Raw genomic sequence first — 25,834 nt, 5'->3', positions numbered from 1 at the left:
ACCCTGAAGGAGCCGCCCCGATGCCATCCCTGGTCCGCCCCCTCCTGCAGCGCCGCACGGCCCTGCTGACCTCCGTTGCCGCCTGCGCCCTGCTGGCGGCCGGCACCGCCCAGGCCGCGGCCGCCGTCGGCCAGCCCGCCCCCGCCTTCACGCTGACCGACACCAACGGCAAGACGCGCACGCTGGCCGAATTCAAGGGCAAGACCGTGGTGCTGGAATGGACCAACCCGGGCTGCCCCTTCGTGCGCAAGCACTACGACAGCGCCAACCTGCCCGGCCTGCAGAAGGAGTTCACGGGCAAGGACGTGGTCTGGCTGGCCGTCAACTCGACCGAGAAGGCCGCCTCCGACTACCTGCCGCCGCAGCAGCTGGCACGCTGGATCCAGGACAAATCCGGCGCGCCCACGGCCACGCTGATGGACGAGGAAGGCACCGTGGGCAGGGCCTACGGCGCGCGCACCACGCCGCACATGTACATCGTCGATCCGCAGGGCACGCTGGTCTACGCGGGTGGCATCGACTCCATCGCCTCGGCCCGCGCCAGCGACATCAAGACTGCCACCAACTACGTGCGCCAGGGCCTCGACGAGACGCTGGCCGGCAAGCCCATCAGCCAGGCGCAGACCCCGCCCTACGGCTGCACCATCAAGTACAGGAGCTGAGCCGTCCGTGCGGCGGCCGCGACAGGCCGGCGTCAGAGGGGGCTGTTAGCATCGCGCGCTGCTTTCGCCGGGGCGTGAGGAACGCCCCCTTATCCTGCATGTCTCCCGGCCAACACGCCGCCTCCTTCTTGCGACGCCACGGGCCGGCGGGCCTGGCCCTGTCCATGCTGCTCGCCCTCGTGCCAGCCACCCCAGTCACGGGCCAGCCCATCGGGCTGGACCTGCGGGAGACCGTGACCCGCGTGCTGGCCTACACGCGCTGGCCCGTGCCCCCCGATCCCTTGCGCGTGTGCTTCGTCGGAGCCAGCCCGCATGCCGAACGCCTGCAGCAACAGGGCATCGCCTGGCCAGGCGGTCCCGTGCTGCTGCGGCGGCTGGAAGCCGGCCAGGCCGTCGCCACCCAATGCGACGTGCTCTACATCGGCGCGCTCGAGACGCCCCAATGGCAGCAACTGGCGCAGGAACTGGACGGCCAGCCCGTGCTGACTCTGTGCGAACGCTCGACCCCGTGCCTGGCCAGCGGCATGGTGCGGCTGGACATCGAACCTGCAGGACATGCCGTGCGCTTCGAGATCAACCTCGATGCGCTGGCCCGCGGCAAGGTGCGCATCCATCCGCAGGTGCTGCGCCTGGGGCAGGAGCGCAAGCCATGAGCCGCGACCAGCCGCCGCATGGCGTCCCTGCCGACGCCTCCGCCGTGACCGCCGTGACCGCCGGCATGCCGGCGCAGCCGGCGCGCCGCAGCCTGCTGCAGACGCTGCGGCGGGCCCATGTGCGCGTGGCCAGCATCAGCATGGCCGCCGTGGGCCTGGCGCTGCTGCTGGCCGCCGTGCTGGCGCTGCGCACCTATGCCAACAACCACCTCGAACTGGTGGCGCGCTCCATCGCCTACTCGGTCGAGGCAGCGGTGGTGTTCAACGACCGCGTGGCCATCATGGAGCAGTTGGCCGTCATCGCCCAGCGCGAGTCGCTGCGCGAGGCCGAGTTGCGCGACCAGGCCGGCCATGTGCTGGCGCGCTACGCGCTTGCGGACCGGCAGCGCGCCGACGCGCTGCTCGAGGCGGCCGGCGAGCCGCTGGGCCGCCTGCTGATGCCGGCCCCCACCGTGGCCCCGGTGCTGGACCGCGGCCGCCAGATCGGCGAAGTGCGCCTGCGGGGCGACGGTGCGGTGTTCGCCCGCTTCCTGGCCACCGCCGCGGCCGGCATCGCGCTGTGCCTGGTGTGCGCCGGGCTGGGCCTGCGTCTGCTGTCGCGGCGCATCCAGCGCGACATCGTGGAGCCGGTGGACGCCTTGATCGCGATGACCCACCGGGCGCGTGCGCAACGCGGCGGCATGCAGCGCGCGCCGGCCTCGCAGATCGCCGAGTTCCACGCACTGGGCGAGGACTTCAACGCCCTGCTGACCGAAATCGAGATGCAGCAGGCCCAGCTCGCGCAGGAGAACCGCTCGCTGACGCACCTGGCCAACCACGACAGCCTGACCGGCCTGTACAACCGCGCCTACTTCAGCCGCCGCCTGGCCCGGATCCTGCAAGACGCCCAAATCCAGGGCGGCAACATCGCCGTGCTGTACATGGACAACGACCGCTTCAAGGAAATCAACGACCACTACGGCCACGCCGTCGGCGACCTGCTGCTGATCGAGGTGGCCACGCGCATCCGCGCACAGCTGCGCGAGGGCGACATCGTGGCGCGCCTGGGCGGCGACGAATTCGCGGTGCTGCTGGCGCCGGTGCACCACCCCCAGGACGCGCTGCGCATCGCCGACAAGATCAACGCCGCCGTGGCGCTGCCCCTGTCCGAGCGCCACGAGCGCATCGTGCCCTCGGTCAGCATCGGCATTGCGCTGTATCCCGAGCACGGCCAGACCGCCGACCAGCTGCTGCGCGCAGCCGACCGTGCCATGTACGAAGCCAAGAAGAGTGGCCGCGGCACCAGCCGCCTGTTCGAAGGCGCCTATGTCGTCAGCGACATTTCGGAGTTGTGATGGAACTGCATTGGATGGCCTCGCGCCGCGCCTGCCTGCTCGGCGCCGCCTGGGCCAGCGCCTGGCTGCTGGCAGCCTGCGCCGCACCGCCCGCACCGCCCGCACCACCCGCACCGCCCACACCGGCGCCGAGCCGGGATGAGCAACTGCGGGCGCTGGGCTTTCGCCCCACCGACGAGGGCTGGGAACTCTCGATCGCGGGCCGGATGCTGTTCGACAGCGACTCCGACGTGCTGGGCACCGAAGGCCAGGCCACCGCCGATCGGCTCGGGCGCCAGTTGGCCCAGCTGGAGATCACGCGCGTGCGCATCGAAGGCCATGCCGACAGCACCGGCAGCCAGGCCTACAACCTGGCGCTGTCGCTGCGGCGCGCCCAGGCCGTGCAGCGCGCCATGGTGGCCGCCGGCCTGCGCGATGCCGACATCCAGACGCTCGGCCTGGGCAAGACCGCGCCCGTGAACGACAACCGCACGCCCGAGCAGCGCCAGCAGAACCGGCGCGTGGCCATCGTCCTGCCGGCGCAATGAGACGCCGCGCCTCAGCGCGCGCCGAAGATCGCCGTGCCCACGCGCACCAGCGTGCTGCCCGCGTCAACGGCGGCTTCCAGGTCGGCCGTCATGCCCATGGACAAGGTATCGAACGCCGCCCCGCCGATGCCGGCCGCCCGCACCTGCTCGAACAGGGCCCGCGCACGCGCGTGCACGGCGCGCTGGGCCTCGAAGCCGCTCTGCGGCTCGGGAATGGTCATGAGCCCGCGCAGCGCCAGCCGCGGCAGGGCGGCCACCGCGCGCGCCAGCGCCAGCGTGTCCTCGGGCGCGACGCCGGACTTGCTGGCCCCGCCATCGATGTTGACCTGGATGCAGACCTGCAGCGGCCCCAGCTCGGCCGGCCGCTGCTCGGCCAGCCGCTCGGCGATCTTGAGCCGGTCCACGCTGTGCACCCAGTCGAAGTGCGCGGCGACCACGCGGGTCTTGTTGCTCTGCAGCGGCCCGATCATGTGCCACGCGACCTGCACCGGGCGCCCGCCTTCGGCCTCCCAGGCGCGCAGCGCCTCGATCTTTTGCACACCCTCCTGCACGTAATTCTCGCCAAAGGCGGCCTGGCCACCGGCCATGGCCTCCAGCACGCTGGGCAGCGGCATGGTCTTGGAAACGGCCAGCAACTGGACGCTGTCCGCCGGCCGTCCGGCGCGGGCGCAGGCTGTGGCGATGCGGTCGCGCACTTGCTGGAGATTGTTACGTATGCTCGTCATAATTAGTTAAGCAAGAGTACCAAATCCACCCAAGGATTCCTGTGGACATCACCCAGCTGCTGGCCTTCACGGTCAAGAACAAGGCGTCGGACCTGCACCTGTCGGCCGGCCTGCCGCCGATGATCCGCGTTCATGGCGACGTGCGCCGCATCAATGTCGATCCGCTGGACCACAAGACGGTGCATGGCATGGTGTACGACATCATGAGCGACAGCCAGCGCAAGCACTTCGAGGAGTTCCTGGAGATCGACTTCTCGTTCGAAATCGAAGGCCTGTCGCGCTTTCGGGTCAACGCCTTCAACCACAACCGCGGCGCCGGTGCCGTGCTGCGGACCATCCCCTCGAAGATCCTGACGCTGGAGCAGCTCAACGCGCCGCGCATCTTCGGCGAGCTGGCGCTCAAGCCGCGCGGCCTGGTGCTCGTGACCGGGCCCACCGGCTCGGGCAAGTCGACCACGCTGGCCGGCATGGTCAACCACCTCAACGAGAGCGAGTACGGCCACGTGCTGACGATCGAGGACCCGATCGAGTTCGTGCACGAGTCCAAGAAGTGCTTGGTGAACCAGCGCGAGGTCGGGCCGCACACGCTGTCGTTCGCAGCCGCGCTGCGTTCGGCGCTGCGCGAAGACCCCGACGCGATCCTCGTGGGCGAGCTGCGCGACCTGGAAACCATCCGCCTGGCCATGACCGCGGCCGAGACCGGTCACCTGGTGTTCGGCACGCTGCACACCTCCAGCGCGGCCAAGACCATCGACCGCATCATCGACGTGTTCCCGGCCGAGGAGAAGGAGATGGTGCGTGCCATGCTGTCCGAATCGCTGCAGGCCGTGATCTCGCAGACCCTGTGCAAGACCAAGGACGGCCAGGGCCGCGTGGCGGCGCACGAGATCATGCTGGGCACGCCGGCCATCCGCAACCTGATCCGCGAGGCCAAGGTGGCGCAGATGTACTCGACCATCCAGACCAGCCAGGCCGCCGGCATGCAGACGCTGGACCAGAACCTGACCGACCTGGTGCGGCGCAACGTGATCTCGCCGGCCGAGGCACGCGGCAAGGCGAAGACGCCCGAGAACTTCCCCGGATGAGCGGGCGGCGCGGAAGCGGGCCCCATGCGTAGCTGGTTCGGTTCCCTGCGCGGCGCATGGCCGGCACGCGAACGCACGGCCGAGGGCGCCGAGCCGGGGCTGTTCGCCGCCGCGCAGCCCGGCCCAGGCCACGACGAGGCGGTGATGGTGCCGTGGGAGACGCGCGCCACCGAGATCGGCGCGCGCAGCATCCCCTCGGGCGCGGCCATCGCCAACCTGCAGGCCTTGTGGGCGCGCGACCGCAACATGTCGCGCCTGGAAGCGCAGGACATCGTGCAAATGGAGCGCTTTTTCCGCTTCGTGCGGGTGGGCAGTGGCCGCGTCGTCATCCACCAGCACGAGTTCGGCAACTTCATGGTGGTGCTGCTGCGGGGCAGCATCGCGGTGGACCGGCGCCAGCCCTGGGGCGAGTTGCTGCGGCTGGCCGAGAGCCGGCCGGGCGAGATCCTGGGCGAGATGTCGCTGCTGGACAGCGGCCAGCGCTTTTCCGCCTGCACCACCTTGACCGATTGCGAGATCGCCGTCCTGCCCGCCGACGGCCTGGACGAGATGATGGGCAGCGACCCGCGGCTGGCTGCGGCGCTGATCGCCCTGCTGGCGCGCAAGCTCTCCTTGCGGCTGCGTGCCGTCAACGCCCGCCTCACGGACCGTCCGAACCAGGAAGCCCCCTATGGAACGCGATCAGGCCAGTAAGTTCATCAGCGACCTGCTGCGGTTGCTGATCACCCGCGGCGGCAGCGACCTGTTCGTCACGGCCGACTTTCCGCCCGGCATCAAGGTCGACGGCAAGATCGTCAAGGTCTCTGCGCAGCCACTGCTGCCGGCCCACACGATGGCACTGGCACGCGCCATCATGAACGACAAGCAGGCGGCCGAGTTCGAGCGCACCAAGGAGTGCAACTTCTCGATCTCGCCTGGCGGCATCGGCCGATTCCGGGTCAACGCCTTCTTGCAGCAGGGCAAGGTCGGCCTGGTGCTGCGCGTGATCCCGGCCACGGTCCCCACGCTGGACGGACTCGGCGTGCCCACCGTGCTCAAGGACATTTCGATGACCAAGCGCGGCCTGTGCATCATGGTGGGTGCCACCGGCTCGGGCAAATCCACCACGCTGGCGGCCATGGTGGACTGGCGCAACGAGAACTCGCATGGACACATCATCACCATCGAAGACCCGGTGGAGTTCGTGCACCCGCACAAGAACTGCGTGGTGACACAGCGCGAGGTGGGCATCGACACGGAAAGCTGGGAAGCGGCGCTCAAGAATTCGCTGCGCCAGGCGCCCGACGTGATCCTGATGGGCGAGATCCGCGACCGCAGCACCATGGACCAGGCCGTGGCTTTCGCCGAGACCGGGCATCTGTGCCTGGCCACGCTGCACGCGAACAGCGCGAACCAGGCGATGGACCGCATCGTCAACTTCTTCCCCGAGGAACGGCGCGCACAGCTGCTGATGGACCTGTCGTTGAACCTCAAGGCCATCGTCTCGCAGCGCCTGGTGCCGCGCCAGGACGGCAAGGGTCGCATTGCCGCCGTGGAGGTGCTGCTGAACTCGCCGCTGATCGCCGACCTGATCTTCAAGGGCGAAGTGGCGGAGATCAAGGAGGTCATGAAGAAGAGCCGCAACCTGGGCATGCAGACCTTCGACCAGGCCTTGTTCGACGCCTTCGAGAGCTACCTGATCACCTACGAGGACGCGCTGCGCAACGCCGACTCGCTGAACGACCTGCGCCTGCAGATCAAGCTCAACAGCCAGCGCGCGCGCAGCAACGACCTGGCCGCCGGCACGGAGAACCTGACCATCCTCTAGCCAGGCGCGAACGCTCCCTGCAGATGCGCCAGCATGGCGCGGATGCGCGGGGCGCGGTGCTGCTCGGCCAGCACCACGGCCTGGATGCTGTGCTCGCCCGGGTCCACAAGCTGCGCGAGCACGGGCTGCAGCCGCCCCTGGCGCACCAGTGGCTCGGCCACGCGGTCGTTCAGGCTGGCAATGCCCGCGCCGGCCAGCGCCATCGCCACGACGGCCGCACTGCAATCGGCCCGCAGCTGGCCCTGCACGGCCAGGCTGCCCTCCGCGTGAAAGGACCACAGGTTGTGGCCCGGCACCGCGGTGTTGCCGATGAGTGTGTGCGTGGCCAACTCGGCCACGCTGCCCGGTGCGCCGTGCCGGTCGAGGTAGGCCGGCGCGGCGTACAGGCGCCGGCCGTAGCGCGCCAGCGGCCGCACCACATGGTGGCCGGCCGGTGCCACGCCGGCCCGCACGGCGATGTCGATGCCTTCGTCGGCGATGCGGGCCAGGCGGTCGCCCAGGTGCAGCTCGACCTGCAGCCCCGGATGGGCGGCGCGCAGGGCCGGCAGGCTGGGCACCACGATGTACTCGGCCAGCAGGCGGCTCAGCGCGAGCCGGAGCAAGCCCGCGACGGCCGTGCGGCGCGGCGCGAGGCTGGCCTGCAGCGCGCGGCGCTCGGCCAGCATGCGTTGCGCGTGTGCGAGGAACAGCGCGCCCTCGTCGGTGAGTGCCAGGCCATGCGTGCTGCGGTGCGCCAGGCGCAGGCCACAGGCGGCCTCGATGCGGCCCAGCGCACGCGACACATTGCTGCTGGCCACGCCGCGCTCGCGCGCGACCTCGGACAGCGAGCGGGTCGCCGCGATCCGGTCGAACAGCTCGAAGTCCTCGAAGCCCAGCTGGTCCATGCTTGTGCGTGCCATGCACAAGCATTGTGAACGCGCGGGCGTTTCGGCTACGGCGCACGCCGGGCACAGTCAATGCTCTTTCAAGGAGAACCCCATGCCCTTCGTCCGCATCGATCTTCCCGACACTGTCTCGCAAGAGGACGCGCAAGCGCTTGGCGACGCCGTCCACCAGGCGCTGGTGGCCAGCTTCGAGGTGCCGCCCGACGACCGCTTCCAGGTGCTCGCGCGCCACCCGCCCGGTGCACTGGTCTGCACCCCGGCCTACCTGGGCGTGCAGCACTCCGCGCGCGCGGCGCTGGTGCAGATCACCTGCTCGTTCGGTCGCACGCTGGCGCACAAGCGCGCGCTCTACGCAGGCATCGCGCAGAACGCCACACGGGCCGGCTTCGCCGCGGCGGACCTCATCGTCCACCTGGTCGAGACCGCGCGCGAGAACTGGTCCTTCGGCGAGGGCGTGGCGCACTATGCGCCCGCGGCTTCCTAGAATCGCCGGTCCACTCTGGAGATCGAATCCGCATGGCTTCCACCAATCCGCGCAGCTACACCGCCACACCCGCCCGCCACGTCGCCTTCCTGGGCCTGGGCGTGATGGGCTTCCCCATGGCCGGCCATCTGGCCCTGGCCGGCCACCAGGTCACCGTCTACAACCGCTCGGCCGCCAAGGCCCAGGCCTGGGCCGATGAATTCAAGGGCAAAACCGCCGCCACGCCGCGCGAGGCCGCGGCCGGCGCCGACATCGTGTTCTGCTGCGTCGGCAACGACGACGACCTGCGCTCCGTCGTGCTGGGCCCGAACGGCGCCTTCGCCGGCATGGACAAGGACACGGTGTTCGTGGACCACACCACGGCCTCGGCCGACGTGGCGCGCGAGCTGCATGGCAAGGCGCGCGAGGCCGGCCTGCACTTCGTCGACGCCCCGGTCTCCGGCGGCCAGGCAGGCGCGCAAAACGGGATGCTGACCGTGATGTGCGGCGGCGACGCCGAGCCTTTCGCGCGCATCGAGCCCGTGGCCCAGGCTTTCTCGCGCTCCATCGTGCTGCTGGGCGCCAGCGGCTCGGGCCAGCTGGCCAAGATGGTCAACCAGATCTGCATCGCCGGCCTGGTGCAAGGCCTGTCCGAGGCCATCGCCTTCGGCCAACGCGCCGGGCTGGACATGGAACAGGTGCTGGCAGTCATCAGCAAGGGCGCGGCCCAGAGCTGGCAGATGGAGAACCGCGGCAAGACCATGGTCCAGGGCCAATTCGACTTCGGCTTTGCCGTGGACTGGATGCGCAAGGACCTGGGGCTGGTGCTCGACGAAGCCAAGCGCAACGGCGCACGCCTGCCCGTCACGGCGCTGGTGGACCAGTTCTACGCCGACGTGCAGCAGGCCGGCGGCAACCGCCTCGACACCTCCAGCCTGATCACGCGGCTCAAATGAAAAAGGGCGCCTCGCGGCGCCCTGCTTTGCTGCAAGCCGGCCTACTTGGCCGGTTGCTGGCCCAGCCGGGCCAGCTCTTCCTCGGTCAAGGTCTCGAAGACGCGCACTACCTTGGCCACGTCCTTCACGCCGCGCGCGATCTCGGTCGCGCGGTTGGCCTCACGCGTCGTCACGCGGCCCATCAGGTAGACCACGTTGCGCTCGGTCACGACCTTGAAGGCATTGGCCTGCAGGTCCTTGGCGTCGATCAGCGAGGCCTTGACCTTGCTCGTGATGAGCAGGTCGTTGGAGCGCTGCGTGAGCGCCGCCGGGATGCCCACGGCCAGATCGTTGACCACGGAACTCACGTTCTCCACCTTGGCGACGATCTGCTCGGCGCGCTGGATGTCCTCGGTGCGCGCCACCTCGCCGGTCAACAGCACCTGGCGGTTGTAGCTGGTCACGCTGACGCGCGCGTTCTCGCCCAGCGCTTCCTTGATGCGGTTGGCGCCGCGCAGCTCGATGCCCTGGTCTTCCAGTTGGGCACCCGAGGTGCGGCGGTCCATCGCCACCATCACGCCGCTGGCGAAACCACCACCGACCACCAACGGCACGCAGGCCGACAGACTGGCCACCAGCGTGGCCGCGGCCAGCACCATCGGCACGACGCGCTTCAAACTCACCTTCATAGACTTGTTTCCTGGTCACCTAGCAATTGGGAATCCACGCCGTCGCACAGGCAGTGCAGCGTCAGCAGATGCACCTCCTGGATGCGGGCCGTGCGGTCGTGCGGCACGCAGACGTGCACATCGGTCTCGCGCAGCGCGCCGGCCATCTTGCCGCCGCCGCGCCCCGTCAGCGCCACCACCGTCATCTCGCGCGCATGCGCGGCCTCGACGGCCGCGAGGATGCTGGGCGAATTGCCGCTGGTGGAAATCGCCAGCAGCACATCGCCGGCCAGGCCGAGCGCACGCACCTGACGGGCGAACACCTGCTCGTACGAATAGTCGTTGGCGATCGCCGTGAGGATGGAACTGTCGGTGGTCAGCGCGATGGCGCCGAGCTCGGGCCGCTCGCGCTCGAAACGGCCGACGAACTCGGCCGCGAAGTGCTGGGCGTCGGCGGCAGAACCGCCGTTGCCGCAGGCCAGCACCTTGCCACCGCTGGTCACACTGACCAGGATGGCCTGCACGGCCGCCGCGATGGGCTTGCTCAAGGCCTCGGCCGACTGGTACTTCAGGTCGGCGCTGTCGATGAAATGCTGTTGGATGCGTTGCTCTAGCATGGGGCGGAGATGATACCCCTGCGGTTTTCCCTGCTGCAGCTGGGGTGAGCAGGCTTGTAACAGCCTCAATCGGCGTCGAACGCCGCCCGCAGCCATTGCGGTCCGCCCGGCTCCAGCACCACCACGTCGAAGCGGCAGGGCGGCGGCGTGGCCAGCTGCATCAGGTAGTGGCGCGCCGCGAACACGATGCGCCGCCGCTTGGCAGCACCGATGCTGGCCGCGGCGCCGCCATGCGTCAGGCTGGCGCGGCGCCGCACCTCGACGAACACCACGGTCCCGTCGGGCGCGCGCATGACGAGGTCGATCTCGCCGCCGCCACGGCCCGGCGTCCGATAATTGCGCGCCAGAAGACGCAGCCCGGCGCGCTGCAGATGTGCCAGCGCCACGGCCTCGGCCGCGTCGCCTGCCTGCTTCGTGGTCGGCCCGCTGGCCGCACCCTTCCAGAGGAATCCCATTGAGCGCTTCTTTCGCCTTGGCGTTGCGCGCCGCCCATGAGGCCGCGGCAACACAGCATTACCCGCAGGCCGCACTCTACGTGGTCGCCACACCGATCGGCAACCTGGCCGACATCGGCCTGCGCGCGCTGCATGTGCTGCAGCTGGTCGACGCCATCGCCTGCGAGGACACGCGCCACACGCAGAGCCTGCTGCGCGCCTATGGGCTGGAGCGGCCCGGCGCACAGCTGATGGCGGCCCACCAGCACAACGAGGCCGAGGCCGCCCAGGCCGTGCTGGCCCGGCTGCAGCAGGGCCAGCGCGTGGCCTACGTCAGCGATGCCGGCACGCCCGCGCTGAGCGACCCCGGCGCGCGCCTGGTGGCGGCCGCGCGCGCGGCCGGTTTCGCCGTGGTGCCGCTGCCGGGCGCCAGCAGCGTGACCACGGCCTTGTCGGTGGCCGGCATCGCCGAGGACGCGGCCTTCGTGTTCGCGGGCTTCCTGCCCAGCAAGGCCGGCGAGCGCGATGCCGCGGTGCAGGCGCTGTCGGCCGACGCGCGCGCCGTCGTGCTGCTGGAGGCGCCGCACCGCATCGAGGTGCTCGCGCGCGCGCTGGCGGCATTGGGTTCGCGGCCCGTGACGGTGGGGCGCGAGTTGACCAAGCAGTTCGAGGAGATCGCCACGGTCGCGGCGCAGGAGCTGCCAGCCTGGCTGGCCGCGCAAGCCACGCGCACGCGCGGCGAGTTCGCGCTGGTCGTCCACCCCGCGCCGGCCAGTGCAGCGCCGGTCGAGGACCTGCGGGTGCTCAAGCTGCTGCTGCCCGAATTGCCGCTGAAGACCGCCGTGCGCCTTGCCGCCGAGATCACGGGCCAGCCGCGCAATGCGCTGTACGCGCAGGCCCTGCGGCTCAAGCCGCAGCAGGACGAAGAGGCGGGGAAGAACTGAAAGACTTGGTGCGGCTGGCGGGGATCGAACCCACGACCCTTGGCTTCGGAGGCCAATACTCTATCCACTGAGCTACAGCCGCGACCGGGCGCCATTGTAGCCACGCGTTGGCACCGACTTTGGCCAGGCGCCGCGCGCCCGGATTCAGGGGCCGGCAGGCCCCGCCGGCCAGTCACAACTGGCCGAGCGCGCCGGCGCTGGGCTGCCGTCGGCCAGGCGCAGCCGCGCGTACAGCTCAAGCCGCACCGGCCGGCCGGCGTCGACATGCACGCGGAACTCGACGTGGCGGGCATCAGCCGCACGCGGCAGGCGCTGGTAGCCCCAGACGAAGCTGTGCTCGCCGCGCGCCGTGGCGCCCTGCGCCTGCTGGGCCATGGCCGCGGGCTCGAACACGCCACCGGCCGTCAGGCGTGAGCGCACGCGCACGCGCCAGCCCGCACCCATGAGGCTGGTCTCGCGGTATGCCAGGAAGGCATGCGCCTCGCCACTGACCAGGTCGCGCGCTTCCAGGTAGGCCAGCGTGTCGTACCGGGTCCAGCGGTCTGACATGGGCGCACGCAGCCGCGCCGGGTCCTCGGGCGGATCCAGGCCAGGGCTTTGCATGGCAGACAGGGGCAGCGGCGACATCGCCGCCCATGGTGGAAAGGCGCTGTTTCAGTGCGGTTGCAGGCGCACGGAGACTTGTTTCACTTGTTGCGCTGCACCTGCTCGCGCAGCCCCAGGCCGACCAGGTGCAGCTCCAGCATCTGCTCGCCCAGGGTCGGCAGGTCGAAGGCCGCGGTGTCGAGCAGCCAGTTGAAGATCAGCCCGTCGATGGTGGCGTGCAGGCCGGCTGCCGCCACCGCGGCTGGCAGGCGCAGGCGCTGGCCGCGCTGGCGCGCCGCCAGCCGCAGTGCGCGCCCGATGTCGCCCACGCACTGGTTGCGCACGGCGAGGTGGCGTGCACGCACGGCATGGAGCTCATCCACGTACTCGACCTTGTGCACGGCGATCTCCACCACGCGGCGCAACTGTGCGTCATCGCGCATCTGCACCAGCGCATTGCGCAGGGAGTCCTTCAGACCCGCCAGCGGGTCGACACCATTTGTTGCAACTTGCTGCAGCGACTGCTCCAGCGGCAGCGTGACGCGTTCCATCATCGCGTTGAAGAGGTCCGCCTTGTCCTTGAAGTGCCAGTAGATCGCGCCACGCGTGGCGCCTGCCTCGGTGGCGATGTGCTGCAGCGAGGTCTGCGACACCCCGTTGCGGTGGAACAGCCGCTCGGCCGCATCGAGCAGCCGGTGCCGCGTGGCCTGGGCTTCTTCCTTGGTACTGCGCGCCACCATTTCCTCCTGGACAAGAGTCCGTTGCGCCCGGCGGGGGCAATATACATTCATCATTGTATGTAAGTGAGCTACACTCGCCCGGCGTTGGGGGTCTTGGGGCCGGCGGCATCTGCCCAGCTGGCCACCGCCTGACCCACCATCCCACCCATTTCCAAGAAGAGACCGGAGCCACCGCATCGGCGGCGGTTGCGGCGTTGTGTTGTTGTCTGAGGAAGGAATCGCATGTCTGCGTTGCGTCTTGGTTCCCTGAACACCGCGGCCGCGCCGCTGCGGCCCATCGTGCTGGCCATGGCCGTGTTGCTGGTCGCCTGCGGCCAGGGTGACAAAAAGGCCGAAGCACCGGCCAAGGCCGGCGGCGGCATGCCGGCGCCAGAGGTGGGCGTGGTCGTGGCGACACCTGGCGACATCGGCCTGGTGACCGAACTGCCCGGCCGCCTGGAAGCCTCGCGCATCGCCGAGGTGCGCGCCCGCGCCGCCGGCATCCTGCAGCGCCGCCTGTTCAAGGAAGGCAGCGATGTGAAGGCCGGCCAGCCGCTGTTCGCGATCGACGCCGCGCCCTACCAGGCCACCTACCAGAGTTCCCAGGCCCAGGTGCTGCGCGCCCAGGCCGCCGTGACGCGCACCACCGAGGTGGCCAAGCGCTACGAGCCGCTGGTGGCCGCCAATGCGATCAGCAAGCAGGACTATGCCGATGCCGTCGCCGCGCGCGTGCAGGCCGAGGCCGATCTGGCCGTGGCCAAGGCCGCCGTGCAGACCGCCAAGATCAGCCTGGACTACGCAGCTGTCACCGCGCCCATCTCCGGCCGCATCGGCCGTGCCCTCGTGACCGAAGGCGCGCTGGTCGGCCAGGGCGAGGCCACCCCCCTGGCGGTGGTGCAGCAGATCAACCCGATGTACGTGAACTTCACGCAGTCGGCCAGCGATGCGCTGCGCCTGCGCCGCGCCATGGAGGCCGGCACGCTCAAGCGCGCCGGCAATGGCGATGCCGCCAGCGTGCGCATCGTGCTGGAAGACGGCAGCACCTACGCCCAGCCCGGCAAGCTGCTGTTCTCCGACCTGACGGTGGACACGACGACGGGCCAGATCACGCTGCGCGCCGAGGTGCCCAACCCCAAGGGCGACCTGCTGCCGGGCCTGTACGTGCGCGTGCAGATCGAGCAGGCCCAGGCCAGCAACGCCATCGCGGTGCCGCAGCAGGCCGTCACGCGCGGCGAGAGCGGCAACACGCTGACCGTGGTCGGCGAAGGCGGCAAGCTGGAAAAGCGCCAGGTGAAGATCACGGCCGGCCAGAACAACCGCTGGATCGTGACCGAAGGCCTCAAGGCCGGTGAGCAGGTCATGGTCGACGGCTTCCAGAAGCTGCAGATGCTGCCGCCGGGCACGCCGGTCAAGGCCGTGCCCTGGCAGCCCCCGGGCCAGGCGCCGGCGCCCGCGGCATCGGCCGCCGCACCCGCCCCTGCCCCCAAGCAATAAGAAGCAAGGCAAGCATCCATGGCCAAGTTCTTCATCGATCGCCCGATCTTTGCCTGGGTGATCGCGCTGTTCATCATCGTGATGGGCGCGGTCTCGATCACCCAGCTGCCGATCTCGCAGTACCCGCCGGTGGCCCCGCCAGCCATCGTCATCAACGTCTCCTATCCGGGCGCCTCGGCGCAGACGCTGGAGGACAGCGTGCTGTCCGTCATCGAGCGCGAGATGAACGGCTCGCCGGGCCTGGTCTACGTGGAGTCGGTCGCCCAGGCCGACGGCACGGGCACCATCACGGTGACCTTCGAGCCCGGCACCAACGACGACCTGGCGCAGGTGGACGTGCAGAACCGGCTGTCGCGCGCGACCCCGCGCCTGCCCTCGGCCGTGACGCAGCAGGGCGTGCGCGTGGACAAGTCGCGCAACAACTTCCTGCTGTTCGCGATGCTGTCCTCGGACAACCCCGACTTCACCCCGGTGGAGCTGGGCGACTACGCCGCGCGCAACATCCAGCCTGAACTGCAGCGCGTCAAGGGCGTGGGCCAGGTGCAGCTGTTCGGCTCGGAAACCGCCATGCGGATCTGGCTGGACCCTGCCAAGATGCAGGGCGTCAAGATCTCCTCGGCCGAGGTGTCGGCCGCGATCCGCGCACAGAACGCCCAGGTGGCCTCCGGCACCATCGGCGACCTGCCGAACGTGGCGGGCCAGGGCATCGCTGCCACCGTGGTCGTCAAGGGCCAGCTGTCCAACGTGGCGCAGTTCGAGAACATCGTGCTGCGTGCCAATGCCGATGGCTCCACCGTGCGCCTGAAGGACGTGGCCCGCGTCGAGATCGGCGGCCAGAGCTACGCCACCTCGGCGCGCCTGAACGGCACGCCCGCGGTCGGCCTGGGCGTGCAGCCCTCGCCGGGCGGCAATGCGCTGGAGTCGGCACGCCTGCTGCGCCAGAAGATGGACGAGCTGTCCAAGTTCTTCCCGCAGGGCGTGAAGTACGACATCCCCTACGACAGCTCCAAGTTCGTCAGCATCTCGATCGAGCAGGTCACGCACACGCTGCTGGAAGCCGTGGCGCTGGTGTTCCTCGTGATGTTCCTGTTCCTGCAGAACTGGCGCTACACGCTGATCCCCACGCTGGTGGTGCCGATCGCGCTGCTGGGCACCTTCGCGGCGCTGCTGGCGCTGGGCTTCTCGATCAACGTGCTGACCATGTTCGGCATGGTGCTGGTGATCGGCATCGTGGTGGACGACGCCATCGTGGTGGTGGAGAACGTCGAGCGCATCATGAGCGAGGAAGGCCTGTCGCCGCTGGACGCCACCAAGAAGGCCATGCAGCAGATCTCGGGCGCCATCATCGGCGTGACCGTGGTGCTGATCTCGGTGTTCGTGCCGCTGGCCTTCTTCGCCGGCTCCACCGGCAACATCTACCGCCAGTTCTCGGCGGTGATGGTGGTCTCGATCGGGTTCTCGGCCTTCCTGGCACTGTCGCTGACGCCGGCGCTGTGCGCCACGCTGCTCAAGCCGGTGGAAGCCGGCCACCACCACGAGAAGCGCGGCTTCTTCGGCTGGTTCAACCGCAGCTTCTCGCGCACCGCCAAGGGCTACGAAGGCGTGGTCGCACGCATGCTCAAGGGCGCGGCGCGCTACCTCGTCATCTACGCCGCCATCATCGGTGCCGTGGTCGTGGTCTACCAGCGCCTGCCCACTTCCTTCCTGCCGCAGGAAGACCAGGGCAACATCATCGTCAACGTGCAGCTGCCACCGGGCGCGACGCAGGAACGCATGCTGGACGTGATGCAGCAGGTCGAAGGCTTCATGCTCAAGCAGCCTGAAGTGGAGAGCATGGTCGGCGTGCTGGGCTTCTCGTTCTCGGGGCAGGGCCAGAACTCGGGCCTGGCGTTCGTGACGCTGAAGGACTGGTCCGAACGGCACGACCCGGCGCACTCCGCCGGTGCGCTGGCCGGCCGCGCGTTCGGTGCGCTGTCGGGCATCCGTGACGCCTTCATCTACCCGCTCTCCCCGCCGCCGATCCCCGAGCTGGGCAACGCCAGCGGCTTCTCGTTCCGGCTGCAGGACCGCTCCGGCCAGGGCCACCAGGCGCTGCTCAACGCACGCAACCAACTGCTGGGCATGGCCTCGCAGAGCAAGGTGCTGTCGCAGGTGCGGCCGGACGGCCTGGAAGACGCAGCGCAGCTGCAGATCGACATCGACCGCGACAAGGCCCAGGCCCTGGGCGTGGGCTTCGATGCGATCAACACCGCGCTGTCGACCTCGCTGGGCTCGAGCTACATCAACGACTTCCCGAACCGCGGCCGCTTGCAGCGCGTGATCGTGCAGGCCGACGCACCGGCCCGCATGCAGCCTGAAGATCTGCTGCGCCTGAACGCGGCCAATGCACAGGGCCAGCCGGTGCCACTGTCGGCCTTCGCCACGACGCGCTGGGTCACGGGCGCGATGCAGACGGTGCGCTACAACGGCTACCCGGCCATGCGCATCAGCGGCGACGCCGCCCCGGGCCAAAGCACGGGCGCGGCCATGGCCGAGATGGAGCGGCTGGCGGCCCAGCTGCCGCCTGGCTTCGGCTTCGAATGGACCGGCCAGTCGCGCGAGGAAAAGCTCGCCGGCTCGCAGGCCATCATCCTGTACGGCTTCGCGATCCTGGCGGTGTTCCTGTGCCTGGCGGCGCTGTACGAAAGCTGGTCGATCCCGCTGGCCGTGATCCTGGTGGTGCCGCTGGGCGTGATCGGCGTGCTGCTGGCCACCTTGCTGCGCTCCTACGCGAACGACGTGTACTTCCAGGTGGGCCTGATCACCATCATCGGCCTGTCGGCGAAGAACGCCATCCTGATCATCGAGTTCGCCAAGGACCTGCAGGCGCAGGGCCGCAGCGTGGTGCAGTCCGCGCTGGAAGCCGCGCACCTGCGGTTCCGCCCGATCATCATGACCTCGCTGGCCTTCGGCCTGGGCGTGGTGCCGCTGTTCATCGCGTCCGGCGCCGGTTCGGCCAGCCAGCGCGCGATCGGCACCGGCGTGATCGGCGGCATGGTGACGGGCACCTTGCTCGCCGTGTTCTTCGTGCCGGTGTTCTTCGTGGTCGTGCGCAGCATCTTCAAGGGCAGCAAACGGCAGAACGAGATCTATGCCGCCCATGCACGCGAGGCCGGCATGGGCGAAGCCAAGGGAGGCGCACATGACTAAGAAACCATCCACGCGTCTGTCGGCGCTGGCGCTGGCCGCGCTGCTCGCCGGCTGCTCGTTCATTCCGACCTACGAGCGCCCAGCCGCGCCGGTGGCCACGCAGTGGCCGGGCGAGACAGCCGCCACGCAGGCCGCCCAGCCCGTGGCCGACATCCCGTGGCAGAGCTTCTTCAGCGACGCGCGGCTGCGCGCGCTGGTGGAGCAGGCCCTGGCCAACAACCGCGACCTGCGCGTGGCCGTGCTGAACATCGAGCAGGCCCGCGCGCAGTACCGCATCCAGCGCGCCGACCGCCTGCCCAGCATCGGCGTGGGCGCCAGTGGCACGCGCACGGAGCTGGGCCAGGGCGGCAGCACCACGGCCTACCAGGTCGGGCTCACGCTCTCGTCCTGGGAGCTTGACTTCTTCGGCCGCGTGGCCAGCCTCAGCGAGGCGGCGTTGGGCCAGTACCTGGCCACCGAGGAAGGCCGCAAGTCCACCCAGATCACGCTGGTGGCCGCGGTCGCGAACGCCTACCTGAGCCTGCTGGCCGACGAGGAGCTGCTGGAGCTCACGCGCCAGACCCTGGCCACGCGCGAGGACTCCGCCAAGCTGTCCAAGCTGCGCTTCGACAACGGCGTGGCGTCCGAGCTGGACCTGCGTCAGGCGCAGTCGCTGCTGGAGGCCGCGCGCGCCACGCTGGCGCAGCTGCAGCGCCAGCGCGCCCAGGACCTGAACCAGTTGACACTACTGGTCGGCCAGCCCGACTGGGGCCAGCAGATCGCGAGCCTGCCGGCCACGAAGAGCCTGGAATCGGCCGTGCTCATGACCGAACTGCCGGCCGGCCTGCCCTCGGACGTGCTGACCGCGCGGCCAGATATCCGCCAGGCCGAGCAGCTGCTGCGTTCGGCCAATGCCAACATCGGTGCGGCGCGCGCGGCCTTCTTCCCGCGCATCACGCTGACGGCTGGCTTCGGCACCGTCAGCAGCCAGCTGTCCGGCCTGTTCGAGAGCGGCAGCTGGGGCTTCAGCGCGGCACCGCAGCTGCTGTTGCCGATCTTCGACGGCGGGCGCAACCAGGCCGGGCTGGATTCGGCCAACGTGAACCGCGACATCGCGGTGGCGCAGTACGAGAAAGCGATCCAGACCGCGTTCCGCGAGGTGGCCGATGCACTGGCCGGCCGCGCCACGCTGGGCGAAGAGTTGCGCGCGCAGCAGGCGCAGGCCGAGGCGGAATCCGCGCGTTTCAAGCTCTCGGATCTGCGCTACCGCAACGGCGTGGCCAGTTACCTGGATCTGCTGGACGCACAGCGCTCGCTGTTCGTCACGCAGCAGGCCGTGGTGCAAACCCGGCTCGCGCAATTGCAGAACCAGGTCACGCTGTACAAGACGCTGGGCGGCGGTTGGACCCAGCAGCCCTGACAGCGCGGCGCGTGCGCGACGGGTCCGCACAGAACCCGCCGTTATACTCGCCGGCTGACAAAAAGCCCCCGACGAGACTGAGGACAACATGAGCGAACATGCGGACGGCGGCGCCCATACGGGCCCCATCAAGAACCCCAAGCAACTGCTGGTGGCGACCTTGTTCTCGTTTGTCGTCCCGATCTTTGTGATCATCGGGCTGGTGTACTTCGTGGTGTCGGCGGTCAAGCCTGCCGGCAGCAGCGATGCCAGCGCCATGGCGCTGGGCGGCGTGACCGAGCAAAGCCTTGCCCAGGGCGTGGCGGCCCGGCTGCAGAAGGTCGGCAGCGTGGAGATCCGCGATGCCAATCGCCCCCTGGCCAACGGCGAGACGGTGTTCAAGGCGCAGTGCGCGGCTTGCCACGGCACCGGCGTTGCCGGTGCGCCGAAGCTGGGCGATGCAGCGGCCTGGGGGCCGCGCCTGGGCCAGGGCTTCCAGACGCTGGTCGAGCATGCCCTCAAAGGCAAGGGTGCCATGGCACCGCAGGGCGGCGGCGATTTCGCCGACCTGGAGATCGCACGTGCCGTGGCCTACCTGGGCAACGCGGGCGGCGGCAAGTTCGAAGAGCCGGCCCAGCCTGCAGCCGCGGCCTCGGCCCCGGCGGAAGCCGCGTCCAAGTAAAGCCGCGCGGCGGCCTCAGCCCGCCGCGCCGGCCTGCACCAGCCGCTGCGGGCTGGTGACAAATCCGTGGGCTGCCGGCAAATCGGCCGCCCTCATCTCTTCCAGCACCCAGCCGGCCTGCTCGACGGCCGAGGCCACGAGCACGACATCGAGCGAGTGCACCAGGCCCAGGCCCAGATCGGTCAGCACGAACACCCGGCCCTGCTCGTCCAGCAGCACCCGCTCGCGGCGGGCTGCAATGCCCGTGTGGGCCGACAGCGAGAAATCGGGTGCAACGCGCCAGACCCAGGGTGCGGCCTCCAGCTCCACGAAGACACGCTGCGGCCCGTTCTGGAAGAACCAGCAGCCGCGCGCATCGCAGGCGTAGTTGCGACCGATGAAGGCCAAGAGCTTGTCGTGCCGCAGCAGATCGCCCTTGGCGGCGCCGCCCTGCGAGAAGTGGCCTGCCGCCTGCGCCTGGGCGTCACGCAGGTACCAGCCGCCACGCGCATCCAGACCCAGCCAGCCGTAGCAGTCCGGGACGTTGGGCCATTTCGCGATGGCCTGGCGCACGATGTCGTCCATGCCAGGATTATCAGCGCAGGGCTTGCAGCAGCCAGTTGCCCACCGCATCGGGCATGGCCCGCACATTGGCCGGCCAGGCGCCGTGGGGGAAGCCGACATGGCCGCCCTCCTCGGGCTGCCACAGCGTGACGTAGTCACCCACGGCATCGGCGCTGGGCAGGCTGGCCAGCGGCACGAAGGGATCGTTGCGCGCATTGAGCACCAGCGCGGGGATGCGGATGCGGGCCAGGTGCGGGCCGGCCGATGCCCGCCGCCAGTAGTCCTCGACATCGCGGTAACCGTGCAGCGGTGCGGTGAAGACGTTGTCGAAGGTGTAGAGATCGCGTGCCGACAGCAGCACATCGCGGTCGAACAGGCCAGGGTGCTGCGCCAGCTTGCGCAGCGCCTTGGGCTTCATCGAGCGCAGGAACATGCCGGTGTAGACCAGCCGGTTGAAGCCCTGCCCCAGCGCCAGGCCCCCGGCCATCAGGTCCAGCGGCGCGCAGACCGCCGCGATGGCGGACGCATAGGCCGCAGCTTCGCCTTCCATCTCCTGGGCCCAGCGCAGCAGCGCATTGCCCCCCAGCGACACGCCGACCGCCACGATGGGGCCGGCATGGCGCGCGCGCATGCGCCGCAGGATCCAGCCCACCTCTTCGAAGTCACCGGAGTGGTAGGCGCGCGGCGCGAGGTTCAGCTCGCCACTGCAACCGCGGAAGTGCGGCACCGCGTAGACCATGCCGTGCTGGCGCGCGAAGTCGCCGAAGGCTTCGGCGTAGTGGCTGCTCGACGAACCCTCCAGGCCGTGGAAGAGCACCAGCAGCGTCCGCTGCTCAGGGCTGGCGGCCGGATCGACGGCATCGGCCGCGGCATCCGCCATGTCCACGTCGATGAAATCCATGTCGGGCGTGATCCAGCGCTCGCGCTTGAACGCCAGCGCCGGGCCCCGGCGCCGCTGGCCATACAGCGATGCCCAGATGGTCTGCATGTCCCCACCGGGAAGCCACCAGGGTGCGCTGTACTCCATCGGCCCGCCTTGCTGTCGATCGGGAAGACCGCTCAGTGCAGGGTCTGCGGGCCGGCCGCAGGCTCGTGGTCGCGGCCGCCACCGAGCCGGTCGGCGCTGGCGTGGTGCGTGACGATGCGCCAGCCCTGCGCCGTCTTCAGGTAGACGTTGGTGGCCACGACCTCGGCGGCGCGCAGACCGCTGTCGGTCAACACCTCGATGCGCTCGACCACGCTGTGCACGGCGCAAGTCAGCGTCTCGATCTTGCGCACGCGCTGCGGCAGCACGCGCACTGCACCGGCGACGAACAATGCTTCGTAGGCGGCGCGGATGGCGCCGGCACCGACCAGCCGCGGGCCATCGGGGTGGATACAGACGATGTCGTCCTCGTCGGCCCAGCAGGCCATCATGGCGTCCACGTCGGCATGCAGCATGGCGTCGTAGAACGCGGCCTCGGTGTCGTCGGCGCTGCCGACCAGGGGGGCGGGCTGCAGTCGGGCTGGGCTCATGCGGTCGGCATACGAAGGGTTGCGGTGCGCGCGATTGTGCAACGAATTGCTGCCAATGCCTGGGGTTCGCCATGGCAGGGACCATGCTCCGCTATGCTCCACGCCAGCCGGCGGTGGCGCCGGATGCAAGGAGCACGGGAAGATGCGTCATTGGCTGTTCACCATCGCACTGGCATTGGCCTTGTCGGGCTGCGGCTACAACGACTTCCAACGCCTGGACGAGCAGTCCAAGGCGGCTTGGAGCGAAGTGCTGAACCAGTACCAGCGTCGCGCCGATCTGGTGCCCAACATCGTGGCAACGGTCAAGGGCGAGGCTGCATTCGAGCAAGACACCTTGACCAAGGTGGTCGAGGCGCGCGCCAAGGCGACGGCGATCCAGGTCACCCCCGAGACGCTGAACAACCCCGAGGCCATGGCGAAATTCCAGGCCGCCCAGGGCGAACTGGGCAGCGCCCTGTCGCGCCTGATGGTGGTCAGCGAGCGCTATCCCGACCTCAAGGCCAACCAGGGCTTCCGCGACCTGCGTGTGCAACTGGAAGGCACGGAAAACCGCATCACGGTGGCGCGCAACCGCTACATCCAGACGGTGCAGGAGTACAACGTGCTCGCGCGCAGCTTCCCCACCAACCTGACGGCCAAGGTCTTCGGCTACGACGCCAAGGCCAGCTTCGCGGTGGCCAACGAGGCGCAGATCTCGACACCACCCGTGGTCGACTTCCAGAAGAAATAGGCCTTGCGCGCCTGGCTTGCACGGATCGGCCTGTGGGCGGCGCTGCTGCTGGCCCAGGCCACGCTGCAGGCGCAGCCGGTGCAGCCTGTGCCCCCGCTCGCGGCGCGCGTGGTGGACACCACCGGCACGCTGGACGCGGCCCAGCGTGCGCAGCTGGAACAGGCACTGGCCCGGCTGGAACAGGAGCGCGGCGCGCAGGTGGTCGTGCTGCTGGTGGCGACCACGGCGCCCGAGGACATCGCGTCCTACGCCAACCGCGTGGCCAACGCCTGGAAGATCGGCCGGCGCGACATCGGCGACGGCGTGCTGCTGCTCGTCGCCAAGAACGACCGGCGGCTGCGCATCGAAGTGGCCAAGACCCTGGAGGGCGCCATCCCCGACCTCGCCGCCAGGCAGATCATCGACGAGGCCATCACGCCGCGGCTGCGGCAGAACGACTATGCGGGCGCGCTGCTGGCCGGCGTGGCGCAGCTGGACGCACGCATCCGCGGTGAAAACCTCCCAGCACCTGCGCCTGCCCCTGCGGCCGAACACGGCCTGGACGAAGACGCCGTCACGCCGCTGCTGTTCGTGTTGTTCTTCGCCGTCCCGGTGGCGGCCGGCGTCCTGCGCAGCGTGCTCGGCAGGCGGCTGGGCGCGGCGGCCACGGGCATCGGCGTCGGCGCATTCGCAGGCCTGGTGCTGCACACCGCGCTGTGGCTGGCCGCGGCGGCCGGGCTACTGGCCTTCGTCGTTGCGCTGGTGGCCGGGCTGGGCCCGCTGCTGCGCGGCGGCCCGTCGCAACGGCGTGGCCGCATCGGGCCCGGTCCGGGCGGCTGGGCAGGCGGTGCCGGCGGCTTCGGCGGAGGTTGGTCCGGTGGCGGCGGCGGAGGAGGCTTCAGCTCCGGCGGTGGCGGTGATTTCGGGGGCGGTGGCGCCTCCGGCGATTGGTGAGGAGCAGGACGCGCATGGCACGGATCTGGAGCCGGCTGCGGCGCTTTCTGACGCACCGCTGGATCGACGTGGGCGATGCCCACCAGGCTTTGCCGCGTGCTGCGCTGGAGCGGCTGGAGCGGCGCATCGCCGCCAGCGAACAGCGCCACACCGGCGAGGTCTGCATCTGCGTGGAAGCAGCCTTGCCCGCCAGCTACCTGCTGCGCGATGCCACGGCACGCGAGCGTGCGGTGGCGATGTTCGGCAAGCTGCGCGTGTGGGACACCGAGCACAACAATGGCGTGCTGATCTACCTGCTGCTGGCCGAACACGCCATCGAGCTCGTGGCCGACCGCGGGCTGAACCGGCATGTGGATGCACAGCGCTGGCAACGGATGGTCGAACAGCTGCGCAACGCCCTGCGCGCGGGCCAGTACGAGGACGGCTTGACCACGGCGCTGGAAGAGGTGTCGGCCGTGCTGGTGGAGCACTTTCCAGCAACGCAGGACAGGCCCGGCGCCAATACGCTGTCGAACCGGATCGACCTCAGGTAGCGGCCGTTCAAATGGCCTTGGCAGAAGCGCGGGGCGGCAAACGCTGCGCGACAGACTCCAGCATGGCCAGGAACGATGGGAACAGAACGCGGTTGCCATGGCCGCTCAGATGGTCCCCATCGAGGAACTTCGGCAGCGGTCCGTCAAAGGCAGAGCAGACCGCCTCCGGGCACAGCACCGGGAAGGGGTCCCAGACCGCCAGTGCAGGATGCAAAGTCTTGAGCTCCGCCAGCGCATCCATGACCGGCTGGCGGCGCTGCTCGAGAAAATCGCGCTCGATGACGAAGCCGCCCGCGCAGATCGGATTGCGCGCGTTGAACCAATCCGAACAACGGAAGGCAGGCGATTTGAAGATCGGTTTGGGCGCGTCGATGACCACCTGCAGGCCGGCCTCCTGGAGCGTGGCCACGATCTTGTCGGCCTCCTGGAAGACCAGGGTCTGCCGAACATCACGTGGTGCAGGACGGTGGGTGGGCGGGGACTCTGGCTCGAAGATCTCCCACTGGTCCGCCAGGCGCCGCATGCGCAGATATCGCCAGGCGCCGCCTTTTGCTTGATCTCGGCGATCTTCGCGGCAACCCAGTCCTTGCAGGCCTGGTTGGCGGAATAGCGCAGTCCGGCGGCAGCGCAGCCGCCGCGCGAGAACGTCGACACCTCGACACCGGTCCGCTCCTTCAACTGCTGCAGCATGGTGCGGTAGGCGCCGGCGTGGGAGTCACCCAACACGAAGAGCTTGCGCCCGACCAGCGGCCCGCCATCCACCGGCGTTGTCACGCCAGCCGATGGCCATGCGTTTGGCTGCCACACCCGAGCGTCTCGGGTGACACTGAGGCTGATCCAGCGCTGCGACGCCAGGATCCCGGCAAAGCAAACCGCGCCCAGGACAAGGCAGGCGGAGCCGTAGACCACGGTGCGCCTGGACGGCCAGCCGGACAGGCGCTGGCGCCACCACCGCCCCTGCTCGACGCCGTGGTAGGAGGCCGCGGCCAGGCCGAACGCCAGCACGGCAGCGAAGACGAGGACCCTGGCGTCGTCCAGTCCCGTGGTCCAGCGCAGCACCACCAGCACGGGCCAATGCCACAGGTACAGGGAGTACGAGATCTTGCCGATGTAGGTGACGACGCGGCTTCCGAGCAAAGCGTTCGGCCAGGCGCGTCGCGCCACGTCTCCGACACTGCCGCCGATGACGAGCACCGCACCCAGTACGGCCGGAACAGCCCAAGGGAACGGGAATGTCCGCTTGTCGGCATAGACGAATGCCAGCGCGATCAGGAGGCTACCGGCAATGGTCCACATGCCTGCTCGGCCCGCCGTGGCAGGCAGGGCACGCCCCGCGTGGTGCAGGCGGAACAGCAGTGCGCCGCAGGCCAGTTCCCAGAAGCGGCTGGGCAGCATGTAGTAGGCCAGATCCGGCCGCTTGCTGGTCTCATAAGCGCAGTATGCGAACGACGCGAGCAGCAGGGCTGGAAGCAGCACGCGTGCAGTCCAGGCCTTGGCGCCATGGCCGCCGCGATGGCGAAACCATGCGTAGAACAGCAGCGGAAAGATCACATAGAACTGCTCTTCCACGCCCAGGTGAGATAGCCCCCTGATTCCCCGGCCCCGTCCTGTCGCTTATCTTTGGAGATAGGAACAGGACAGTGCATATGACTAGGCATACGGAGTCAGTAGAGGTAGTCGTCAAAGACCAGCGCCGCAGGCGCTGGTCCCTGGCCGAGAAGGCGGCCCTGGTGCGCCGCACCTACGAGCCAGGCATGAGCGTGTCGCTGGTGGCTCGCCAGGAGGGTGTCTCGGC

The 25,834-nt window shown here is 69.5% G+C and carries 29 protein-coding genes, 1 tRNA gene and 1 pseudogene; 18 read left to right on the top strand and 13 right to left on the bottom strand.

What is annotated here, in order from left to right:
* Positions 1-20 precede the first annotated feature (20 nt).
* The 4 genes from ASF45_RS14985 to ASF45_RS14970 all read left to right on the top strand — a co-directional run bounded on the left by ASF45_RS14985 (position 21) and on the right by ASF45_RS14970 (position 3,176).
* The gene (locus tag ASF45_RS14985; protein ID WP_056663806.1) at positions 21-662 is read left to right on the top strand and encodes a thioredoxin family protein; all 642 of its coding nucleotides are present in this window, start codon (positions 21-23) and stop codon (positions 660-662) included.
* A 164-nt stretch (positions 663-826) separates the two neighbouring features.
* The gene (locus ASF45_RS14980; protein ID WP_056663804.1) at positions 827-1,315 is read left to right on the top strand and encodes a YfiR family protein; all 489 of its coding nucleotides are present in this window, start codon (positions 827-829) and stop codon (positions 1,313-1,315) included.
* Positions 1,312-2,649 (top strand): diguanylate cyclase domain-containing protein, encoded by a 1,338-nt coding sequence (locus tag ASF45_RS14975; protein ID WP_200932163.1) that lies wholly within the window; start codon positions 1,312-1,314, stop codon positions 2,647-2,649. Before ASF45_RS14980 ends, ASF45_RS14975 begins: the two co-directional genes overlap by 4 nt.
* Positions 2,649-3,176 carry an OmpA family protein gene (locus tag ASF45_RS14970; RefSeq protein ID WP_056663801.1) on the top strand — a complete coding sequence of 176 codons (528 nt, stop codon included), beginning with the start codon at positions 2,649-2,651 and terminating at the stop codon, positions 3,174-3,176. The genes ASF45_RS14975 and ASF45_RS14970 overlap by 1 nt, the downstream gene beginning before the upstream one ends.
* Before the next feature lie 11 nt (positions 3,177-3,187).
* Here the strand turns inward: ASF45_RS14970 and ASF45_RS14965 are convergent, their stop codons facing one another.
* Positions 3,188-3,901 (bottom strand): YggS family pyridoxal phosphate-dependent enzyme, encoded by a 714-nt coding sequence (locus ASF45_RS14965; protein WP_056663796.1) that lies wholly within the window; start codon positions 3,899-3,901, stop codon positions 3,188-3,190.
* 41 nt (positions 3,902-3,942) lie between these two features.
* On the opposite strand from ASF45_RS14965, the gene ASF45_RS14960 reads away from it, so the two are divergent.
* The 3 genes from ASF45_RS14960 to ASF45_RS14950 are packed head-to-tail and all read left to right on the top strand — an operon-like array spanning position 3,943 to position 6,793.
* On the top strand, positions 3,943-4,986 hold the full coding sequence (locus ASF45_RS14960; RefSeq protein ID WP_056663793.1) for a type IV pilus twitching motility protein PilT: 1,044 nt from the start codon (positions 3,943-3,945) through the stop codon (positions 4,984-4,986).
* A gap of 24 nt (positions 4,987-5,010) precedes the next feature.
* Positions 5,011-5,679, top strand: coding sequence for a cyclic nucleotide-binding domain-containing protein (locus ASF45_RS14955; protein ID WP_056663790.1), 669 nt, complete (start codon positions 5,011-5,013; stop codon positions 5,677-5,679).
* On the top strand, positions 5,657-6,793 hold the full coding sequence (locus ASF45_RS14950) for a PilT/PilU family type 4a pilus ATPase (protein ID WP_056663788.1): 1,137 nt from the start codon (positions 5,657-5,659) through the stop codon (positions 6,791-6,793). Before ASF45_RS14955 ends, ASF45_RS14950 begins: the two co-directional genes overlap by 23 nt.
* Here ASF45_RS14950 and ASF45_RS14945 read toward each other — a convergent pair.
* Entirely contained in the window at positions 6,790-7,692 is a 903-nt protein-coding gene (locus ASF45_RS14945; protein ID WP_082551032.1) for a LysR family transcriptional regulator, read from the bottom strand. The genes ASF45_RS14950 and ASF45_RS14945 overlap by 4 nt on opposite strands.
* A 79-nt stretch (positions 7,693-7,771) precedes the next feature.
* On the opposite strand from ASF45_RS14945, the gene ASF45_RS14940 reads away from it, so the two are divergent.
* The gene (locus ASF45_RS14940) at positions 7,772-8,161 is read left to right on the top strand and encodes a tautomerase family protein (RefSeq protein ID WP_056663783.1); all 390 of its coding nucleotides are present in this window, start codon (positions 7,772-7,774) and stop codon (positions 8,159-8,161) included.
* A 32-nt stretch (positions 8,162-8,193) separates the two neighbouring features.
* Positions 8,194-9,096 (top strand): NAD(P)-dependent oxidoreductase, encoded by a 903-nt coding sequence (locus tag ASF45_RS14935; RefSeq protein WP_056663780.1) that lies wholly within the window; start codon positions 8,194-8,196, stop codon positions 9,094-9,096.
* Between the two features lie 41 nt (positions 9,097-9,137).
* Here the strand turns inward: ASF45_RS14935 and ASF45_RS14930 are convergent, their stop codons facing one another.
* From ASF45_RS14930 to ASF45_RS14920, 3 genes are all read right to left on the bottom strand, one after another.
* Positions 9,138-9,764, bottom strand: coding sequence for a BON domain-containing protein (locus tag ASF45_RS14930; RefSeq protein ID WP_056663777.1), 627 nt, complete (start codon positions 9,762-9,764; stop codon positions 9,138-9,140).
* Entirely contained in the window at positions 9,761-10,360 is a 600-nt protein-coding gene (locus ASF45_RS14925; RefSeq protein ID WP_056663774.1) for a phosphoheptose isomerase, read from the bottom strand. The genes ASF45_RS14930 and ASF45_RS14925 overlap by 4 nt, the downstream gene beginning before the upstream one ends.
* Positions 10,361-10,425: 65 nt before the next feature.
* Positions 10,426-10,815 (bottom strand): YraN family protein, encoded by a 390-nt coding sequence (locus ASF45_RS14920; RefSeq protein WP_056663770.1) that lies wholly within the window; start codon positions 10,813-10,815, stop codon positions 10,426-10,428.
* Here ASF45_RS14920 and rsmI point away from each other — a divergent pair.
* Positions 10,815-11,738: a 16S rRNA (cytidine(1402)-2'-O)-methyltransferase gene (gene rsmI / locus ASF45_RS14915; RefSeq protein WP_056663767.1), complete on the top strand. Its 924-nt coding sequence runs from the start codon at positions 10,815-10,817 to the stop codon at positions 11,736-11,738. The genes ASF45_RS14920 and rsmI overlap by 1 nt on opposite strands.
* Positions 11,739-11,744: 6 nt before the next feature.
* Here rsmI and ASF45_RS14910 read toward each other — a convergent pair.
* The 3 genes from ASF45_RS14910 to ASF45_RS14900 form a co-directional block, all read right to left on the bottom strand.
* Positions 11,745-11,820: transfer RNA gene (locus tag ASF45_RS14910), tRNA-Arg, on the bottom strand.
* Positions 11,821-11,882: 62 nt separating this feature from the next.
* On the bottom strand, positions 11,883-12,341 hold the full coding sequence (locus ASF45_RS14905; protein WP_156473015.1) for a hypothetical protein: 459 nt from the start codon (positions 12,339-12,341) through the stop codon (positions 11,883-11,885).
* An 83-nt stretch (positions 12,342-12,424) separates the two neighbouring features.
* Positions 12,425-13,063, bottom strand: a complete 639-nt coding sequence (locus ASF45_RS14900) for a TetR family transcriptional regulator (RefSeq protein ID WP_082551031.1) — start codon at positions 13,061-13,063, stop codon at positions 12,425-12,427.
* A gap of 222 nt (positions 13,064-13,285) precedes the next feature.
* Here ASF45_RS14900 and ASF45_RS14895 point away from each other — a divergent pair, with 222 nt between their 5' ends.
* The 4 genes from ASF45_RS14895 (at position 13,286) to ASF45_RS14880 (ending at position 19,785) form a co-directional block, all read left to right on the top strand.
* Positions 13,286-14,536 (top strand): efflux RND transporter periplasmic adaptor subunit, encoded by a 1,251-nt coding sequence (locus ASF45_RS14895; RefSeq protein WP_056663761.1) that lies wholly within the window; start codon positions 13,286-13,288, stop codon positions 14,534-14,536.
* A gap of 18 nt (positions 14,537-14,554) precedes the next feature.
* Positions 14,555-17,725, top strand: coding sequence for an efflux RND transporter permease subunit (locus tag ASF45_RS14890; RefSeq protein WP_056663758.1), 3,171 nt, complete (start codon positions 14,555-14,557; stop codon positions 17,723-17,725).
* Positions 17,718-19,124: an efflux transporter outer membrane subunit gene (locus tag ASF45_RS14885; protein WP_056663755.1), complete on the top strand. Its 1,407-nt coding sequence runs from the start codon at positions 17,718-17,720 to the stop codon at positions 19,122-19,124. Before ASF45_RS14890 ends, ASF45_RS14885 begins: the two co-directional genes overlap by 8 nt.
* Before the next feature lie 88 nt (positions 19,125-19,212).
* Complete coding sequence (locus tag ASF45_RS14880) at positions 19,213-19,785, top strand: cytochrome c5 family protein (protein ID WP_056663752.1); 573 nt, start codon at positions 19,213-19,215, stop codon at positions 19,783-19,785.
* Between the two features lie 15 nt (positions 19,786-19,800).
* Here ASF45_RS14880 and ASF45_RS14875 read toward each other — a convergent pair whose 3' ends face one another.
* Genes ASF45_RS14875 through ASF45_RS14865 form a run of 3 tightly spaced genes read right to left on the bottom strand, consistent with a single transcriptional unit; the run spans position 19,801 to position 21,843 of the window.
* Entirely contained in the window at positions 19,801-20,349 is a 549-nt protein-coding gene (locus ASF45_RS14875) for a DUF2946 family protein (RefSeq protein ID WP_056663750.1), read from the bottom strand.
* A gap of 10 nt (positions 20,350-20,359) precedes the next feature.
* Positions 20,360-21,355 carry a YheT family hydrolase gene (locus ASF45_RS14870; protein WP_056663745.1) on the bottom strand — a complete coding sequence of 332 codons (996 nt, stop codon included), beginning with the start codon at positions 21,353-21,355 and terminating at the stop codon, positions 20,360-20,362.
* A gap of 32 nt (positions 21,356-21,387) precedes the next feature.
* Positions 21,388-21,843: a nuclear transport factor 2 family protein gene (locus tag ASF45_RS14865; protein WP_056663742.1), complete on the bottom strand. Its 456-nt coding sequence runs from the start codon at positions 21,841-21,843 to the stop codon at positions 21,388-21,390.
* 142 nt (positions 21,844-21,985) lie between these two features.
* Here ASF45_RS14865 and ASF45_RS14860 point away from each other — a divergent pair, with 142 nt between their 5' ends.
* Genes ASF45_RS14860 through ASF45_RS14850 form a run of 3 tightly spaced genes read left to right on the top strand, consistent with a single transcriptional unit; the run spans position 21,986 to position 24,039 of the window.
* Positions 21,986-22,573, top strand: a complete 588-nt coding sequence (locus ASF45_RS14860; RefSeq protein ID WP_056663740.1) for a LemA family protein — start codon at positions 21,986-21,988, stop codon at positions 22,571-22,573.
* A 3-nt stretch (positions 22,574-22,576) separates the two neighbouring features.
* On the top strand, positions 22,577-23,506 hold the full coding sequence (locus ASF45_RS14855; protein ID WP_235580924.1) for a YgcG family protein: 930 nt from the start codon (positions 22,577-22,579) through the stop codon (positions 23,504-23,506).
* Between the two features lie 14 nt (positions 23,507-23,520).
* Positions 23,521-24,039, top strand: coding sequence for a TPM domain-containing protein (locus ASF45_RS14850; protein ID WP_056663736.1), 519 nt, complete (start codon positions 23,521-23,523; stop codon positions 24,037-24,039).
* 7 nt (positions 24,040-24,046) lie between these two features.
* On the opposite strand, the gene ASF45_RS37100 is transcribed toward ASF45_RS14850, so the two are convergent.
* Both ASF45_RS37100 and ASF45_RS34560 read right to left on the bottom strand, forming a co-directional pair.
* Positions 24,047-24,562: an SGNH hydrolase domain-containing protein gene (locus tag ASF45_RS37100; protein ID WP_056663732.1), complete on the bottom strand. Its 516-nt coding sequence runs from the start codon at positions 24,560-24,562 to the stop codon at positions 24,047-24,049.
* Positions 24,556-25,608 (bottom strand): annotated as a pseudogene (locus ASF45_RS34560) (acyltransferase family protein); the annotation flags it as partial. The pseudogene ASF45_RS34560 and the gene ASF45_RS37100, both read right to left, overlap by 7 nt.
* Before the next feature lie 77 nt (positions 25,609-25,685).
* On the opposite strand from ASF45_RS34560, the gene ASF45_RS34075 reads away from it, so the two are divergent.
* The coding region (locus ASF45_RS34075) for a transposase (RefSeq protein ID WP_156473014.1) at positions 25,686-25,834 on the top strand (149 nt) is incomplete at its 3' end.

The organism is Pseudorhodoferax sp. Leaf265 (assembly GCF_001422365.1).
GTDB lineage: Bacteria > Pseudomonadota > Gammaproteobacteria > Burkholderiales > Burkholderiaceae_C > Pseudorhodoferax.
This window is presented reverse-complemented; position numbering and strand designations above follow the sequence as displayed.